Source organism: Lacinutrix sp. MedPE-SW, assembly GCF_001874145.1.
Taxonomy (GTDB): Bacteria; Bacteroidota; Bacteroidia; order Flavobacteriales; family Flavobacteriaceae; genus Lacinutrix.
Window position 1 is genome coordinate 19,456 of the sequence record NZ_MPCX01000004.1, and the last position, 17,395, is coordinate 36,850.

The 17,395-nt window shown below is 30.8% G+C and carries 18 protein-coding genes; 11 read left to right on the top strand and 7 right to left on the bottom strand.

From position 1 onward, the window contains the following. Positions 1–9: 9 nt before the first annotated feature. Positions 10–870: a carboxylating nicotinate-nucleotide diphosphorylase gene (nadC, locus tag BM549_RS04995; RefSeq protein WP_290469266.1), complete on the bottom strand. Its 861-nt coding sequence runs from the start codon at positions 868–870 to the stop codon at positions 10–12. Between the two features lie 81 nt (positions 871–951). Between nadC and rlmH the strand changes: the two genes are divergently transcribed. Then, positions 952–1,425 carry a 23S rRNA (pseudouridine(1915)-N(3))-methyltransferase RlmH gene (rlmH, locus tag BM549_RS05000; RefSeq protein ID WP_290469267.1) on the top strand — a complete coding sequence of 158 codons (474 nt, stop codon included), beginning with the start codon at positions 952–954 and terminating at the stop codon, positions 1,423–1,425. A 5-nt stretch (positions 1,426–1,430) separates the two neighbouring features. Here rlmH and BM549_RS05005 read toward each other — a convergent pair whose 3' ends face one another. Next, positions 1,431–1,628: a hypothetical protein gene (locus tag BM549_RS05005; RefSeq protein WP_290469268.1), complete on the bottom strand. Its 198-nt coding sequence runs from the start codon at positions 1,626–1,628 to the stop codon at positions 1,431–1,433. 57 nt (positions 1,629–1,685) lie between these two features. Between BM549_RS05005 and BM549_RS05010 the strand changes: the two genes are divergently transcribed. From BM549_RS05010 to BM549_RS05035, 6 genes are all read left to right on the top strand, one after another. After that, positions 1,686–2,261: a non-canonical purine NTP diphosphatase gene (locus BM549_RS05010; RefSeq protein ID WP_290469269.1), complete on the top strand. Its 576-nt coding sequence runs from the start codon at positions 1,686–1,688 to the stop codon at positions 2,259–2,261. 265 nt (positions 2,262–2,526) lie between these two features. Beyond that, positions 2,527–3,234, top strand: coding sequence for a DUF6090 family protein (locus tag BM549_RS05015; RefSeq protein WP_290469270.1), 708 nt, complete (start codon positions 2,527–2,529; stop codon positions 3,232–3,234). A 99-nt stretch (positions 3,235–3,333) separates the two neighbouring features. Further along, positions 3,334–4,065 (top strand): acetolactate decarboxylase, encoded by a 732-nt coding sequence (locus BM549_RS05020; protein ID WP_290469271.1) that lies wholly within the window; start codon positions 3,334–3,336, stop codon positions 4,063–4,065. Between the two features lie 380 nt (positions 4,066–4,445). Beyond that, positions 4,446–5,267, top strand: coding sequence for a sterol desaturase family protein (locus BM549_RS05025; RefSeq protein ID WP_290469272.1), 822 nt, complete (start codon positions 4,446–4,448; stop codon positions 5,265–5,267). Positions 5,268–5,476: 209 nt separating this feature from the next. Continuing rightward, complete coding sequence (locus tag BM549_RS05030) at positions 5,477–6,103, top strand: hypothetical protein (RefSeq protein ID WP_290469273.1); 627 nt, start codon at positions 5,477–5,479, stop codon at positions 6,101–6,103. A gap of 242 nt (positions 6,104–6,345) precedes the next feature. Next, positions 6,346–7,002 (top strand): DMP19 family protein, encoded by a 657-nt coding sequence (locus tag BM549_RS05035; RefSeq protein WP_290469274.1) that lies wholly within the window; start codon positions 6,346–6,348, stop codon positions 7,000–7,002. 130 nt (positions 7,003–7,132) lie between these two features. Here the strand turns inward: BM549_RS05035 and BM549_RS05040 are convergent, their stop codons facing one another. Both BM549_RS05040 and BM549_RS05045 read right to left on the bottom strand, forming a co-directional pair. Then, on the bottom strand, positions 7,133–8,563 hold the full coding sequence (locus BM549_RS05040) for an ATP-binding protein (protein ID WP_290469275.1): 1,431 nt from the start codon (positions 8,561–8,563) through the stop codon (positions 7,133–7,135). Positions 8,564–8,671: 108 nt separating this feature from the next. After that, positions 8,672–9,595, bottom strand: a complete 924-nt coding sequence (locus tag BM549_RS05045; protein WP_290469276.1) for a LysR substrate-binding domain-containing protein — start codon at positions 9,593–9,595, stop codon at positions 8,672–8,674. A gap of 96 nt (positions 9,596–9,691) precedes the next feature. Between BM549_RS05045 and BM549_RS05050 the strand changes: the two genes are divergently transcribed. From BM549_RS05050 to BM549_RS05065, 4 genes are all read left to right on the top strand, one after another. Continuing rightward, the gene (locus BM549_RS05050) at positions 9,692–11,221 is read left to right on the top strand and encodes a catalase (RefSeq protein WP_290469277.1); all 1,530 of its coding nucleotides are present in this window, start codon (positions 9,692–9,694) and stop codon (positions 11,219–11,221) included. Positions 11,222–11,280: 59 nt separating this feature from the next. Further along, on the top strand, positions 11,281–11,802 hold the full coding sequence (locus BM549_RS05055; protein ID WP_290469278.1) for an ankyrin repeat domain-containing protein: 522 nt from the start codon (positions 11,281–11,283) through the stop codon (positions 11,800–11,802). Positions 11,803–11,987: 185 nt separating this feature from the next. Next, positions 11,988–13,856, top strand: a complete 1,869-nt coding sequence (locus tag BM549_RS05060; protein ID WP_290469279.1) for a DEAD/DEAH box helicase — start codon at positions 11,988–11,990, stop codon at positions 13,854–13,856. Between the two features lie 94 nt (positions 13,857–13,950). After that, complete coding sequence (locus BM549_RS05065) at positions 13,951–14,763, top strand: carboxypeptidase-like regulatory domain-containing protein (RefSeq protein WP_290469280.1); 813 nt, start codon at positions 13,951–13,953, stop codon at positions 14,761–14,763. Between the two features lie 84 nt (positions 14,764–14,847). Here the strand turns inward: BM549_RS05065 and BM549_RS05070 are convergent, their stop codons facing one another. The 3 genes from BM549_RS05070 to BM549_RS05080 all read right to left on the bottom strand — a co-directional run bounded on the left by BM549_RS05070 (position 14,848) and on the right by BM549_RS05080 (position 17,325). Further along, a complete protein-coding gene (locus tag BM549_RS05070) occupies positions 14,848–15,372 on the bottom strand; it encodes an SRPBCC family protein (RefSeq protein ID WP_290469281.1) in 525 nt (174 codons plus the stop codon). 20 nt (positions 15,373–15,392) lie between these two features. Then, entirely contained in the window at positions 15,393–16,055 is a 663-nt protein-coding gene (locus BM549_RS05075) for an RNA methyltransferase (protein WP_290469282.1), read from the bottom strand. Between the two features lie 61 nt (positions 16,056–16,116). Beyond that, positions 16,117–17,325: a hypothetical protein gene (locus BM549_RS05080; protein ID WP_290469283.1), complete on the bottom strand. Its 1,209-nt coding sequence runs from the start codon at positions 17,323–17,325 to the stop codon at positions 16,117–16,119. Positions 17,326–17,395 lie beyond the last annotated feature (70 nt).

A 17,395-nucleotide genomic window follows, 5' to 3' on the forward strand; every position in this document is an offset into this window, starting at 1 on the left:
AAATATGCCTTAATCTACAGCTTTTAAACTTAAATCCATATTGTATACAGAGTGCGTTAATGCTCCAGACGATATATAATCTACACCACAAAGTGCATATTCTCTAACCGTATTTTCGTTAATACCACCAGAGCTTTCTGTTAAACATTTATCACCTATTAATTTTACGGCTTTTTTAGTGTCTTCGTAATTAAAGTTATCTATTAAAATTCTATAAACACCATCGGTTTTAAGGATTTCTTCAATTTCGTTTAAATCTCTTGCTTCTACAATAATTTTTAAATCGCGATTGGTTTGTTTTAAATAGGCTTGTGTTTTTTCTATGGCTTTAGTAATTCCGCCAGCAAAATCAATATGGTTGTCTTTTAACATAATCATATCGTATAAAGCAAACCTATGGTTTTCTCCACCTCCAATTTTAACTGCCCATTTTTCTAAGGCACGAATGCCTGGTGTTGTTTTACGCGTATCTAAAATTTTAGTTCCTGTTCCTTCTAATAAATCTACAAACGTTTTCGTTTTTGTCGCAATCGCACTCATACGTTGCATTGCATTTAATACTAAACGTTCGGCTTTTAGTATAGATTGTGATGCACCAGAAACATAAAAAACAATATCGCCGTGTTTTACTTCGCTACCATCTTCTATTAAAGTTTCTACAGTCATTTCTGGATCTACATAAGCAAAAACCTGCTTAGCAAATGCTACTCCTGCAATTATACCATTATCTTTAACTAATAGTTTTGCTTTACCTTGCGCTGTTGCCGGAATACAAGATAATGAGCTGTGATCGCCATCACCAACATCTTCTCTAATAGCGTTAGAGATTATTAATTCTATTTCTTTTTCAAATTGTGCTTTCGTTATCATTATTGAAATTGTTTAATGCTAAAATAAGGATTGAAATTCAAAAAAATGAAGTTTTCAAATTGAAAGTTTTATCTTTGGTTTATGACCATTAAACTCATTGCCATTGGCAAAACAGATAGCAAGCAGCTTCAAGCTTTAATAGACGAATACAAAAAACGTTTAGGCTTTTATATAAAGTTTAAGCTAGAAATAATTCCAGATATTAAAAACACTAAAAACCTTAGTGAAGCTCAACAAAAGCAAAAAGAAGGTGAACTTATATTAAGCAAAATAAGTACTACAGATGCATTAATTTTATTAGACGAAAACGGAAAACAGTTTGATAGCGTTGGTTTCTCAAACTATTTACAAAAACACATGAACTCTGGTATAAAGCAACTGGTTTTTGTAATTGGCGGACCTTATGGTTTTAGTGAAGATGTATATGCAAAAGCCAAAGGAAAAGTATCACTCTCTAAAATGACATTTTCTCACCAAATGGTGCGTTTATTTATTATCGAGCAGTTATACCGTGGTTTTACAATTTTAAAAAATGAACCTTACCACCACAGGTAAATAGCTTATTGTTTTTTACTTAAAACCTTACACGTTTTAGTTTTCTTTTTTACGGCATTAGATAATAAACCATTCATTATTGAGGCTGCAATTAAAGCAAAGCCAAAAAAGTATTTCCAGTATGTATGTTCTTTAAACAAAAAAGAGCCAAGTAATATTACAATAGCCCAAATAACAGCGTTTATTAAAATTATTTTTTTCATACCAAGTAAGACGTTGTTTATATAACTTTGTTACACCTTTTAATAAAAAAATAAATTATGCAAATAGTTTTTGCCACAAACAACCTTAATAAAATTAAAGAAGTTCAAAGTATAATACCTAACCATATTAAACTATTAAGCTTAAAAGATATAGGTTGTTTTGAAGACGTACCAGAAACACAAAATACCATTACAGGTAATGCCATACAAAAAGCCAAATATGTTAGAGAACATTATGGTTACGATTGCTTTGCAGACGATACAGGTTTAGAAGTTGAAAGCCTAAATAATGAACCTGGCGTTTTTAGCGCACGTTATGCAGGACCACAACGTGATGCTAACGATAATATGGATTTACTTTTAAATAATTTAATTGAAAAACCAAACCGAAACGCCCAATTTAAAACCGTAATAGCTTTACATTTAAACGGGAATCTAGAAACATTTACAGGCATTTGCAAAGGCAAAATTACCCAAGACAAACAAGGCACACAAGGTTTTGGTTACGATCCTATTTTTATGCCAAACGGTTATACTGAAACTTTTGCCGAAATGGATTTAACTCTAAAAAATAAAATTGGACATCGTGGCAAAGCAGTTACTAAATTAATTGAATATTTTAACGCATTATAAATCTTTACTTTTTTTTAAAATAAACTAATTTTAAATAATATAACGCCTAAACCATAACAGGCTAAACGGATAATTTTTTTTAAAATTAAAAAAGACATTGTTTAAAAACAATGTCTTTTTTTTTAATGTATAACCCTCATTTACAGTAATTTGCTTTCGATACAAAAATAAACTAACTTAGAAATTGATATAAAACTGAATATATTTTATTAAAACCGAACCATTTAGATAATACAAAGTCTTTATTATTAAAAAACGCTATGAAATGATAAAAATTTTTAGAAAAATTAGGCTCAATTTACTTTCAGAAGGAAAAACCGGAAAATACTTTAAATACGCCATTGGCGAAATAGTACTGGTAATAATAGGTATTTTAATTGCATTAGCCATTAACGAAAATGCAAAAGACAAAAACAACTTAGAATTACGCGATTTATATATTAATCAGTTAGAAGATGAAGCCAACCGCAACCTAGAACAGTTAAATGCACTTCATGATTATACAATTGAAATGCTTAAAGAGGTTGATACATTAAGCATCATATTATACACCAAAGATTACGATAACCCAAAATTGCCACCTAAAGCGTTTAGGCTAATGGATACAGACTATTTTAACCCATCAACAGTAACTTATGAAAACTTAAAATTCTCTGGTGACTTAAAACTGTTTGATGATTTAAACTTACGTAATGCTATTTCAGAACCTTACGAAACATTTAATGATATAAAAACCGTTGAAGATTTAGATTTTCTAGGGTTTAAAGATTATTATCAGAATTTTTTAATTAAAAATGTGAGCTTTTTTGAAATGCAATTAACCTCAAAAAGTTATGCAAAAGAAATCCATTTTCAGAATTATATTTTAGCACGAAATACCTCTTTAAATCTAAATAAAGAAGCCTATGAGCGATCCATTAAATCCTTTAATAAACTAAAGGTCGTTTTTGCAGAATTAAAAGATGATAATTAGATAACCAAAGTATAAAAATATAAATCTTATTCATGCCCTAAGGCTTGGATTCAAACACTAACCAATGATAAAATTTTTTAGAAAAAACGCCAAAACAATATGAATATCAAACATTTAACACTTACACTTTTAGCAGTTGTACTAATAAGTTGCAATACAACACAGAAAGAAAAAAACACGAATAAAACAGAAACTTACCCTAGCATTAATATTGTTGGAGCAATGAAAAACGTAATGTGGAAAGGCGAATTAGACAGTAGTATTAATCTTGACACAATCTCGGATAAAAATGGACTTTATGGTCTTGGACCTGTAAGCTATTTAACAGGTGAATTACTAATTAATAACGGAAAAAGCTATGTATCAAAAGTAACATCAAACGCGACAATGACCGTTGAGAAAACGTTTAAAACAACAGCACCATTTTTTGTGTATGGAAACGTAACTGAATGGAACGAAGTTGACTTACCTAGTTACATAAATACAATTCAGGATTTAGAAAAATTTATTGACAAAAAAACATCTAAATTCAAAAGACCTTTCGCCTTTAAATTAATTGGACAAGTTTCTAATGCGATTATTCATATTCAAAATTTACCCAAAGAAACAAAAGTGTCTTCGCCTGATGAAGCTCATCAAGGACAAACGAATTACAATATTGAAAATGAAGATGCTGAAATAATAGGCTTTTTCTCAACTGAACATAAAGGCGTTTTTACACATCACGACTCTTTTTTACATATGCATTTAATAACAAAAGACGAAAGTAAAATGGGACATTTAGACAAATTAGACATTGGAAAAATGAAATTATATCTACCAAAAAAATAAAAAATTACCGCTAATAATGACTATAAATAATTGCTTGTTATAGCCTACTTTGTAAATTCCTTCAAACTTCCTATCTGTGATTTAGTTGCTAACTTTAATACTTAAACACGCAACGAAATCTTACAAAAAAGGATCGTTTAAATTACGAATCGAAAAAAATAGAAATAGTAAAGCCGTTTGCTACCAAATCCTTTTTAAGCGCATTCCCCAAAACAATATAAACAACTGTATATCAATTGATTATTTGCTAAAAATAGACTAACTTGCGTAGTGCAAACTATCGCTTAATATAAAATATTTAAACGTTTTTATAGCAGGTAACATGTTAGGTGCAAGTTATAAAAATGCACCTTGATAATTAATCTAATATTTTTTTAACTATGGATTTAATAAACAAATTATTGGAAATAGACCCAAATTATATTGTAATTGGATTAATTGTCTTCTTCTTTTCTTTAGAGCAAATAATGCAATCGCCATTTAGTTACAAAAAAAGAATTAATCATTTATTCCAAAATGTGTTGTTCCAAATTATACTTGTGATTTTGAATATCTTCTTTGTTACATTTCAAGTGTTTTCAATTGAATGGTTAAATGAAAACAATATTGGACTTCTATATCTAATTAAATTACCCGTTTGGGCTAAACTTTGTATTTCTGTTGCATTGTATGACATTACAGCGTACTGGATTCATAGAGGAACTCATAAAATCCCTTTACTATGGCGATTTCATAGAGTACACCACAGCGATACAACAATGGATTCTTCAACAGTTTTTCGTTTTCATCCTATAGAGTTAATTCTTGTATTTGGAATTGGAAATATAATTACTGCTGCGCTATTTGGGACAGATGTTTTTTCTATGGCATTATATTATTTCATCCTTTATGTCTTCTTCTTTTTTGAGCATGCAAATTTAAATTACCCAAAGTGGTTGAATTCGTCTTTAGGATTATTATTTGTAATGCCAGACCACCATAGAGTTCACCATCAACAAGATCAAATGTTTACAGATTCAAACTATGCAGATATATTTATAATCTGGGATAGGTTATTTGGAACTTTTAAAATGATGCCAATAGAAGATATGAAATATGGATTGGCAGAATTTGATACAGATGAAAAACAATCATTCCTCTATTTAATTAAAAGCCCATTTATAAATATTAAAAGAGTTAAACCCAATAAGAAATCTGAATAAAAACCAGCACCTAACAATGGCTATAAGTAATTGCTTGTTCTAGCCTACTTACAAAAATCCTATTGGATTTTTTATTCAGTTCTTGTTTACTAAATTAGGTGTTTAAAAACGTAATAGAGCACAAATAAACACGATAGTTTAATAGAAAACATTTAAACGTTTTCATAGCAGTCAACATGTTTGCAAACATTTTACCCAAAATTCCACCTATGAGATTAACATTCTTATTTATACTATTTACTTGCTTAACTTTCGGACAAGAAAAACCTATAATTTTCTATAATGAAAGTGGAGAAAAAATAAGTAAGCAAGATTTTATTAAAACTAAAGATTATAGAAAAAATTTAGACTTATATTTTGAGAATGACACTACTCAAATTGCATTATTAGTAACTCGAAAAAAATTTGGACAACTTGATAAAACGACTTTTGAGAGTTTAAAAAACTACTTAACTGTATTAACCGATAAAGCAATCGATTCCACTCAAAATATAGTAATAAACTATTTAACAGCATATCCTAAAAAAAAAGAAAATAGAAATTTTAGGTCTACTTGGAATGTCTTACATAGAGATTACACGAGAAAACTTCACAAAATTGCAAATATTAATCAATTTTGGATACACTCAACGAAATGTGAAAATCTTTATTATAATTATCATAGAAGATTAAACTGGATAGAAGATAAAGACAATTTATTCAAGAAACTATTTTTTCCTTATGAGGTGCGATATGGAAATTATATTCTAATTAAACCAGATGGAAAATTTTTTTATTATTTAGGTGAACATAGCAAATATCATATTTGGGAAAATGCAGAAAAATACTTTAAATAAAAACGATTGCCAACACCTTACAAAATTTATTGTTATTTATAGCCTACTTATAAAAATTCTCGTAGATTTTCTATTCGGTTTTTATTTGCTAAAACACTATAAATACTTATGCAAAAAGCAAGTAACTATTTAAAAAAATAAATTAACTTCGTAATTTAAACTATCGTTTGATATAAAACATTTAAACGTTTTCATAGTAGTCAACACGTTAGCTACCATATGACAAACCAACAAACTTTTAGATGAATTATAAATTAATAATACCCATTTTGGTAATTGTGATTTTAGCTTTTTGGTTTTATAAATCAAAAACAAATAAACCAACTGGAATTGCTGACGAATGGAATCAAAAAGTGAATTCTGCTGAATTGACAAAGGAATTGTTTAATAAAGCAAGCATAGATGAAAAAGAGGATTTAATATATTATTTCACTCAAAAAATAAGAAGAAAAGACAATTACGGAAAAGTCTCTTTCTCAAAAATGCCAGAAACGCTAAAAACAGTCTATTTGATTAATGAATTTGAGTCTGAAGTGAATAATGGCGGATTTCTTCAATTCTTTACGAACTCATCTGGAAAATACATAAATGAGACAATAGAGAGTTTGGAATTAATTGGAGCAAATAACACAAAAAATATTTTAGAAAAAGCTGTAAAAATTATGCTCAAACATAACGAATCGACTGAAAACCTGAATAGAAAAATAAATAGTCGAGAATTATATGAAATTTTTGAAACATCGGAAATATATGACAATGAATTTCTAATGAAAGAATTGAATGATTTGGATTCAAAATTTTATGAATCTGCTGAACCAACTCAAGAACTTAAATTCAAATATTTTGAAAGTAACGAAAACGGAATTTGGAACGAACTGAAAGAAAAATACTGCACCTAACATCTCATAAAAATAATTGCGGTTTAGTACTTAAACAAAGGGCGTTGCGTGTTTGTAACGTCTGATTTTCCTCTAGAAAATCCTCGCATACAAACACGCAACTATTCTTATACATAAACGATAGCTTAAATTACGAATCAAAAAAAATAGAAATAGTAAAATCATTTTCTACCAAATCCATTTTATGTGTATTCTCTAAAACACCATAAGCGCTTATAACGGTAATATGTACCATTTTTTTAGATTTAGTAACCGCTTTTAAACCTTCGCGTTTGGTACGTAGTTTCTGTGCGTAATCTTTATTAATAGCAAATTCATCTGCATAAAACTTCATCTCGCAAATGTTTATAATATTATCTTTTCTATCAATAAGCATATCTATTTGAAATCCTTTTGGGTAGTTTGCATCTTTTCTATGTAAAAAACTATTCACTTTAGTTTCTACGCCCAAAATACCTAAAGCTTCCTTTATGCTTTCTATATGTTTAATACATAAATTCTCGAAAGCATAACCACACCAAATTTTATAAGGTTGTGTTTCGCTAACGCGAAGCCAATCGCTTTTATTAAGTTTATTTTGTCCTACCATAAACGAGAGGTAAAACAGCGAGTACTCATCGGTTAAACGAAATAAGGTATCTTTTTTACTTTTCTCTAAAGGCTCGAAGGTCGATATAAATCCAGAAGCTTCTAACTCGTTTAAAATATTTGTAAAATAACCACCATCAGACAGTTTGGTTAATTTTAAAATACTCTGTCTGTTTAATCCGCTAGCCTTACTAGCTAAAGCTTTTACAATTTTTATATGGCTACCAGCATTATCAAACAATGCAGGATAGAGGTTATTAAATTCGGTAGTTAAAAAGCCATCTTTTTTAAAGCACAAATTGTTAATGTTTTGTGCTGCACTTTTTCCTTTTTCTACTTGATCTAAGTAATGCGGAATACCACCTAATGCTAAATATAGCTGTATGATTTGGTAGTGACTCATTACTATATTTTTTTCCTTTAAAAAGGCTTCGGTTTCGTTTAAAGTAAAAGGCATTAAGGTAATAAGCTTGGTAATACGATTATGTAAACCACCTTTTGCATTTACCACATGCTGAAGCATCCATGATGCTGCCGAGCCGCAAACCACTACAATTATGTTTTGTTGCGACGCCCAATTATTCCACCAGTGTGCCAAAGCTTCCATAAAACCAGAACGTTTACTGGCAATCCAAGGTAGCTCGTCTAGAAAAACCACAGGCTTTTTTAAAGTACTTTTACTTATAGCTACACTTAACTCACTAAAAGCCATTAACCAACTTTCGGGCTTTGTATAAGGTTTTTCAGCAGGAAAATATAGATTCATTTGTATGGTAAAATTCATTAACTGGTCGTGAAGATTAGCATCTTTTAAACCAGTCATCTCAAAAATCTTTTCGTTTTTATAGACTTCACGTATTAAAAATGTTTTACCTACTCGACGACGACCAATAATAGCCAATAGGTGCGCTTTCTTGTCGCGCTGCATGGCAAGCATGGTTTTACGTTCTTCTTTTCTACCTATAATTTTCATACTATACTTAGCGGAATCTACGTAAATATACAATTTTCCGCGTAATATAAAATTATAATGCGCGGAATCTTTTATTAAAATACACTTTCCGCGTAGTATAAAAACACATTATCTCCAATTAATTTTAATAAAGTTTTCGTTTTTAGTAAATTGACTAGGAATTTTATCTAATATTTCAGACCGTAGAGCATCTATAACAAGATCTTTAGAAAACGAATGGTGAGTTACTATACTTACCTCTCTAATTGGTTTAGGTTCGCTAAATGGTATATTACAACCAGCGTCATTATCTTGTATAGCCATTTCTGGAACTAAGGTAAAACCACCATAATTATCAACCATACGTTTTAAAGCTTCAATAGAACCACTTTGAAATTTTATACTTTTATTATTACTATTATTATTGCAAATATTTAAAACCTGATTTCTAAAGCAGTGCCCATTTTCTAATAACCAAACATTCTCCATTTGCTCAACGTCTTTTGGTGAAATAGAGGTTTTATTACGTAAGGATTCACAATCTTGTCCATAAAAAACAAAAGGTTCATTATAAAGCTTTATTTCTCTAATAAAAGGCTCGTTTAAAGGCGTTATAAGTATACCTAAGTCTAATTCTTTTTTTTGTAATGCTAGTATAATATCATCAGACTGCATTTCTTGAATTTTTAAAATAGAGTTAGGATATTTCTCTGAAAAAACACCAGAAAACAAAGGAATAAGATATGGCGAAATCGTTGGTATTACTCCAATGGTATATTCACCTTCCATACTATTAAGCTCTGTACTCACCATATTTTTTAAATCGCCAACTTCACGTAAAATAACTTTAGCTTTTTTAATAAACATGGCACCTAAATCGGTTGGTTTAAAAGGCGATTTACTTTTATTAAAAATTGTAAACCCAATTTCGTCTTCTAGTTTTTTTACTTGAATAGTAATAGTAGGCTGCGTTACAAAACATTTTTCTGCAGCAGTAACAAAATGCCTATAAGTATCTAAAGCAATTACATATTCTAATTGTTGTAAAGTCATCTTATTAATTTTATTAATACAAATATAAAAACTATTAATTTGATTAATATCAAGTTGTCGTAGATATTTGCAAGCACAATAATTAATTAACACATAATGATGAAACAAATTTTTACTGCCTTAGCCTTAACTATAGGTATCGTTTCTTTTGCTCAAAACAAGAGTACTGAAACATTAATGACAACAAACAATGGCGCTCCAGTTGGAGATAACCAAAACTCTAAAACGGTTGGAGAATATGGTCCTGTTTTACTAGAAGATATCCATTTAGTAGAAAAATTAGCTGCTTTTGACAGAGAACGCATTCCAGAACGCGTAGTACACCCAAGAGGCGCTGGAGCATCTGGATATTTTGAAGCTACTAAAGACATGTCTGAGTATACAAGAGCTGTAGTATTTTCTAAGGTTGGAAAAAAAACAGACTTAGCGGTACGTTTTTCTACAGTAATTCATGGTAAAGGTTCTCCAGAAACTGCAAGAGACCCAAGAGGTTTTGCTGTAAAGTTTTACACAGAACAAGGAAATTATGATATTGTTGGTAACAATTTACCAGTGTTTTTTATTAGAGATGCCATAAAATTTCCAGATATGGTACACTCGCTTAAACCTTCTCCAGTAACAAATAAACAAGATCCAAATCGCTTTTTCGATTTCTTTTCTCACGTACCAGAATCTACACACATGATTACAAGATTGTATACAGATTTAGGAATCCCAAAAGGCTACCAATATATGAATGGAAGCAGTGTACATGGTTTTAAATGGGTTAATAAAGAAGGTAAAGTAACCTATATTAAATATTCTTGGGTCTCTAAACAAGGTGAGAAAAATTTAACAGCAGAAGAAGCTGCAATACAGCAAGGTAAAGACTGGCAACATGCTACGGTAAGTTTACGCAAGGATATTGACGATAAAAACTACCCACAATGGGATTTATACGTACAAATGATTAAGCCAGAAGATATGCACTCTTTCGATTTTTGGCCTTTAGATGCAACTAAAGATTGGCCTGAAGATAAAATTGAAAAAATTAAAATTGGCACCATGACCTTAAACCAAAATCCTATAAATTATTTTGAGCAAGTAGAAAGTATTGCCTTTTCTCCAGGTGCTTTAATTCCAGGTGTAGAACCATCAGAAGATAAATTATTACAAGGTCGTTTATTTTCGTATTTCGATACACAAAGACATAGATTAGGACCAAACTTTCAACAATTAGAAATTAATAAGCCTTTAGAAGGTCCAAAAAACTATAATTCAGATAGCTGGAATAGCGCAGGAAATAAAAGATTTGAAAATCCTGATGTGAACTATCAACCAAGTGAAAAATCTAGTCTAGCAGAAGACACACAATACAAACAGTCTGAAACTACATTAACAAACGTTACTATTACACAAAAGAAAATCTCAAAAACAAACGATTTTGCTCAAGCAGGAGATTTTTACAGATCACTAACGAAACAACAACAAGACAATTTAATTAAAAATTTAAGTGGTGATTTAGGTCAAGTAACCGATAAAAAAATACAAATGACAATGATTACCTATTTCTATAAAGCAGATAGAGAATACGGTATGCGTGTTGCAGAAGCTTTAGGGTTTTCGGCTAAAGATTTTAGACATTAATTAACACATTTTCTTATTAAGGAGGACATTATTTTGTCCTCCTTTTTACATTAAACATTATGAAACATTTATTACTTGCATGTTTACTTACATGCACTACATTAGTACAAGCACAAACCATATTTCAAGCTTCAAGAGAAGGAAATCTTGAACAAATAGAAGCCCTTTTTATAAAAGACAACAATAGTATTAACGCTAAAAACAATAAAGGTTTTACGCCTTTAATACTAGCCGCTTATAACAATCAACTAGAAGTTGTTTCTTATTTATTAAAACAAAAAGTAAATGTAGATGCTCAAGATCTATCTGGTAATACAGCTTTAATGGGTGTTTGCTTTAAGGGCAATTTTGAAATTGCAAAACTACTTATAGATAATAACGCAAATATTAATCTACCAAATTACAATCAAGCAACAGCATTAATATATGCTTCTACTTTTGGCCATATAGCTATAGTTAAATATCTATTACAAAAAGGCGCAGATAAAAGCCTTAAAGACAATAGAGGAAATACAGCCTTAAGCCATGCAGAAATGCAAGGAAACTTAGAAATAGTAAGTCTTTTAAAAGTTTCTAAATAATTAAATAAAAGAGCATTACTCTAGATGTTAAATAAAAAAGCGTACCTTTGCACCTTGAAAACGCAAAATGGCGTTTATTGACTCCTCAGAGTGAGGATGTGTTACTAGAAGTTTTAGGTTAAGTATGTTCAATGCACTTCTATTTGTAACACCAAACAGATTGACATTGAAATACATAAAAAAGAATGAGCACATTCCAAGAATTAGGTCTTAATGAAGACCTTTTAAAAGGTATTACAGATTTAGGTTTTGAAACACCATCTGAAGTACAAGAAAAAGCAATCCCAATTTTATTACAAGACGAAGGCGATTTAGTCGCTTTAGCACAAACGGGAACAGGAAAAACCGCAGCCTTTGGTTTTCCAATGCTTCAAAAAATTGACGTTAACAGTCGTACAACTCAAGGTTTAATTTTATCGCCAACACGTGAGCTTTGTTTACAAATAGCAAACGAAATGAAAGCCTACGGTAAATACTGTAAAGGTTTAAATGTTGTTGCTATTTATGGTGGTTCTAGTATTACAGACCAAGCACGCGAAGTAAAACGTGGTGCACAAATTATTGTAGCAACGCCTGGTCGTATGAAAGATATGATTAGCAGAAAGTTAGTAGATATTACTAAAATTCAATATTCGGTTTTAGATGAAGCCGATGAGATGCTAAACATGGGTTTTAAAGAAGATATTACAGATATTCTTTCTGGAACACCTAAAGATAAAAGTACATGGTTATTCTCTGCTACAATGCCAAAAGAAGTAGCAAGAATAGCTAAAGATTTTATGCACGAACCACAAGAAATTACGGTGGGTCATAAAAACGAAAGTACCTCTAACGTAACTCACGAATACTACTTAGTTAACGCACGTGATCGTTACCAAGCTTTAAAACGTTTGGCAGATGCTAATCCAGATATTTTTTCGGTTATATTTTGTAGAACAAAACGTGACACGCAAAAAGTTGCCGAGCAGTTAATTGAAGATGGTTATAGCGCAGGAGCATTACACGGTGATTTAAGTCAAAACCAGCGTGATATTGTAATGAAACAATTTAGAACACGCCAAATACAAATGCTTGTAGCAACAGATGTTGCCGCTCGTGGTATTGATGTTGACGATGTTACACACGTAATTAACTACCAATTAAGTGATGAAATAGAAACATACACACACCGAAGCGGTCGTACTGGTCGTGCAGGAAAAACTGGTGTTTCTATGGTAATTGTTTCTAAAAGTGAAGTACGCAGACTTAGAAGTATTGAGCGTATTATTAATAAGAAATTTGAAAAGAAAGACATACCAAACGGTATGGAAATTTGCGAAGTACAATTAATGTCTTTAGCAAACAAAATTCATAATACAGAAATTAATCACGAAATAGACAAGTATTTAGAAGACATAAACACGATGTTTGAAGATACTTCTAAAGATGAGTTAATTAAAAAATTCTTCTCTGTAGAGTTTACACGTTTCTTTAATTACTACCAAAAAGCTAAAGACTTAAACATATCGGCAGGCGATCCAAATCGCGATGGTGGTCGTGCTTCAAGTGGTAATGCAACACGTTACTTTATTAACGTAGGAGAAAAAGATGGTTTTAACTGGATGTCTTTAAAAGACTTTTTAAAAGAACAACTGGGTTTAACCAAAGACGATTTATTTAAAGTAGATACAAAAGATACATTCTCTTTTTTCAACACAGAAAAAGAACACGAAGAAAAAGTTTTAGCACATTTTAGTGAGTTTAAACACGAAGGTCGTTTTGTAAATGTAGAAGTAACCGAAGATAAACCAAATCGTGGTGGTCGTGGTCGTGGTCGCTCTGGTGGCGGAAGAAGACGCGATGGCGGAAAAGGCGGCGATAGAAGACGTAGCGACAGACGCTCTGGCGGAAGAAGCGACGAAAGACGCAGCAGACGTAGCGAAGGATCTGACAGAGGTGATAGAAAAAGAAGAAGTGACGATAAACCAACACGCTCAAGAAGAAGCGATGGTGGCGATAGAGATAAAAGTGAATTTAAAACAACACATTCTCGACCAAGACGTTCTAGAAGATAAAAATTAAACCTTTCTGTTAATTTTTAGTCAAAAAATATAGAGAAAAGTACTAAATAGTAATTTGTTTAGTACTTTTATCTTTATTAATAGCATTATGAAACATTTTTTAGCCGCATTCTTTTTTATTTTTAGTCTAACTTTTAGTTTGGCTCAAAACAAAGAAGACAACAATAATACCCAACCAAAACCCGATGGCAATACTGCTATTGGTGTTATTTTAGATGCGGTAACAAATGCACCATTAGAAAGCGTTAACATTGTAAATTTAAATACTGTAATTGGTACAACTACAAACAGTAAAGGAGCGTTTAAAATAAAGGCTAAAGCTAATGATACGCTTCACTTATCTTACGTAGGTTATAAATCTATTAAAGTTCGTGTAACTAATGATTGGTTAAAATTTGGAAGTTCAGAAATTATATTAACCGAGTTAGCATTAGCGCTTGAAGAAGTTGTTGTAAGCCAATTACAACTTACTGGATATCTTGAAGTAGATATTAAACAAGTAGCTGTAAACGAGAATTACCGTTATAAAATTGCAGGATTAAATTCTGGTTACGAAGCTGGTAATAATAAATCTGCTAATAAGTTTAGTAAGGTTTTGGGCTCTATTTTTAATCCGTTAGACTTTTTATATAACACCTTTAGTAAAAAAGGAAAAGAACTTAGAAAGCTTAAAAAAGTTAAAGAAGATGATGAAGTAAGAAACCTTCTAGCATCACGTTTTGATAGAGAAATGCTTATGGTTTTACTTAATGTTAATAAAGTAGATTTAGATGAAATGGTGTCGCAATGTAACTACTCTAAAGAGTTTGTTGAAACAGCAAACGATTTACAAATGTTAGATGCTATTAGCCAATGTTATGAAGAATACAAGGTTTTAAGCCGAAATAAAAAACGCATTTAAAAGTATTATATAATAGTGTTAAATAAAAAAACACCCATAAACAAGTTTATTGTTTATGGGTGTTTTTATTTTATACCTCTACTCCTATTTTTCTAAAATATCTTTAAGCATTTTTAAACCAGCTTCAAAGTCTTTACCAACAGCTTTATCCATATTAAAAAAGAGAAAAAATACATTTGATGGTGGTTTACTCTCACCATGAAATCCCCAAATAACTTTAGTTTTATTATTCCCTAAATCTTCAACTTTAGTTATGGCATTAGACTCAGATTTCCATGGTTTAAAAAAACGAAGCATTGCTTCTATACTTTCGTTTTCAATAATATTAATAATTTCTTGTTCTCCAGTTCCAACCTTTTTATTACCAACCCATTTAGACACAAAACCTATTTCTCCATCTGTACCAACAAACTCTTGTTTCATATTTGGATCTTTAAGTTTCCAAGGCGACCAATTATCCTGATTTTTAATATATTTTAAATACTCAAAAACTTCTGGTAGCGGCTTATTTATAACAATACTTCTACTCACATTAAAGGTTTTTGGTGCAACCAATGTTAGTATTATAAATAGCGCTATTAATCCTAAAAAAATATAAAAAATAAGCATAGTAAAATGTTGTTTATTAATTAAATGTAATTGTTTTTATTGAAACGTTCTATTATCTCCTCATAACTTTTAATTGTTTTTTTACACCAATCCAGTCGTTTCTCTAATTTTTCGGCTTCAGTTAACTGCCAGTTTATATTTGTTTGTTTTAACTCTGTAGTAACATGTTGTAAAATAATTGCTGCAGAAACAGATATATTTAAACTTTCAGTAAAACCAACCATAGGTATTTTTAAAAACGCATCGGCTTCATCTAAAACTTCTTGAGATAAACCTTCGGTTTCTCTTCCAAAGAAAAAGCAAGACTTTTTAGTAACATCAAAATCACGCAAATTACAATCGTTTGCATGTGGTGTAGTTGCTACCACTTGATATCCTTTTTGTTTTACATCTTGTATAGCATCTTTTACAGTATGGTAACGGTTTAAATCTACCCATTTTTGAGCACCCATTGCAATTTCACGGTCTATACGCTTGGCATTTACCTCTTCTACAATATTAACTTCTTGTATACCAAAAACATCACAACTTCTTATTACTGCACTTGTATTGTGTAGTTGGTACACATCTTCTGTAGCTACTGTAAAATGCTTTGTACGTTGTTCTAAAACCTTATAAAAGCGTTGCAATCTATGGTCTGTTAAATAAGTTTCTAAATGTTCTAGTAATTTTTTATCTATCATATTTTAGTATACAAAAAAGCCCGATATTACCTATCGAGCTTATTTTATTTAATTTAATAATTTAATTATTTGCACCAATATTACCTTGCGCAACTAACACAGCAAGGTTATCCATACTTTCGTGTACATTTACATATCCATCTACGGTTAATACATCATTATAAACAAAAGATGTTCCGTTATCTAACATGGCTACATTAGTTTTACTTACGCCATTATCTCCATTTACTGGAGTAAACGTAAATAAAATTGCGCCTGGTGCTGTAGCCACACTACCTGCATGAATATGTGCTGGATGCATGGCGCCATTTGGCGTATTTATAATATCTATTACTGCTAAAGCCTCACCATTAAAACGCTCGAAAAATGTAATGTCTCCCATTATACTTGGATCACTAACTGCACTTAAATTATAGGTAACAGAAGTACCTGTTAATTCATTTTGCCCTATATCGCCTTGCGCTAATAAAACATCTAAATTAGTATCACTTAAATGCACGTTTATATAACCATCAAAATCTAACAAATTATTGTAAGAAATGGCATCTATATTTGTTTTGCTTTCTCCTGTTGTACCATCTACAGTATTTAAACTATAGGCAATTGCTCCAGTTTCGGCAGCAGTATTAAAGTGAATATGTGCAGGATGTTCACCACTTGCTGGTGTTTCTTCTAAATTAATTGTTACAAGTGTTTCGTTATTTACACGTTGTGAAAATGTTGCATTACCAGAAATTGCAGGAAAATCAACGCTACCCAAAGCATAAGATTTTGTAGTTCCTGTTAATTCGTTTTGCCCTATATCGCCTTGTGCAATAATATCTTCTAAATTACTTTCACTAAAATGAACATTTATATAACCATCAAAATCTAAAAGCTCTTCGTAACTAATAATAGTATCATCGTCTAAAACATCAAAAGTGGTTGTACTAAAACCTGTTTCTCCTTCTACAGCTTGTAATGTTATAGCTATATCTCCACCTTCTGCAGCAGTATTAAAGTGAATGTGCGCAGGATGTAAGTTACCTTCTTCTGCACCTATTAACTGTATTTCTACTGTTACTGTTTCATTAGAATTTTTAATAAACTTTGCTGTTCCAGAAATACTAGGATCTTCTACAGGAAATAATTGAAATGTTTTAGAAGCTAACTGCGTTACATTTTCAAAAGCATCACCATCGCTATCATCATCACCACAAGAAAAAATGGTTAATAAACTAAATAGTAAGAAATATTTTAATAATGATTTTGATTTAAAAAAAAGCGTCATGATTGTCTTTATTTATTATGGTTAGTGCAATTTAAATAAAATAGTTCTAATTTTAGTGCTCAATGCTAAT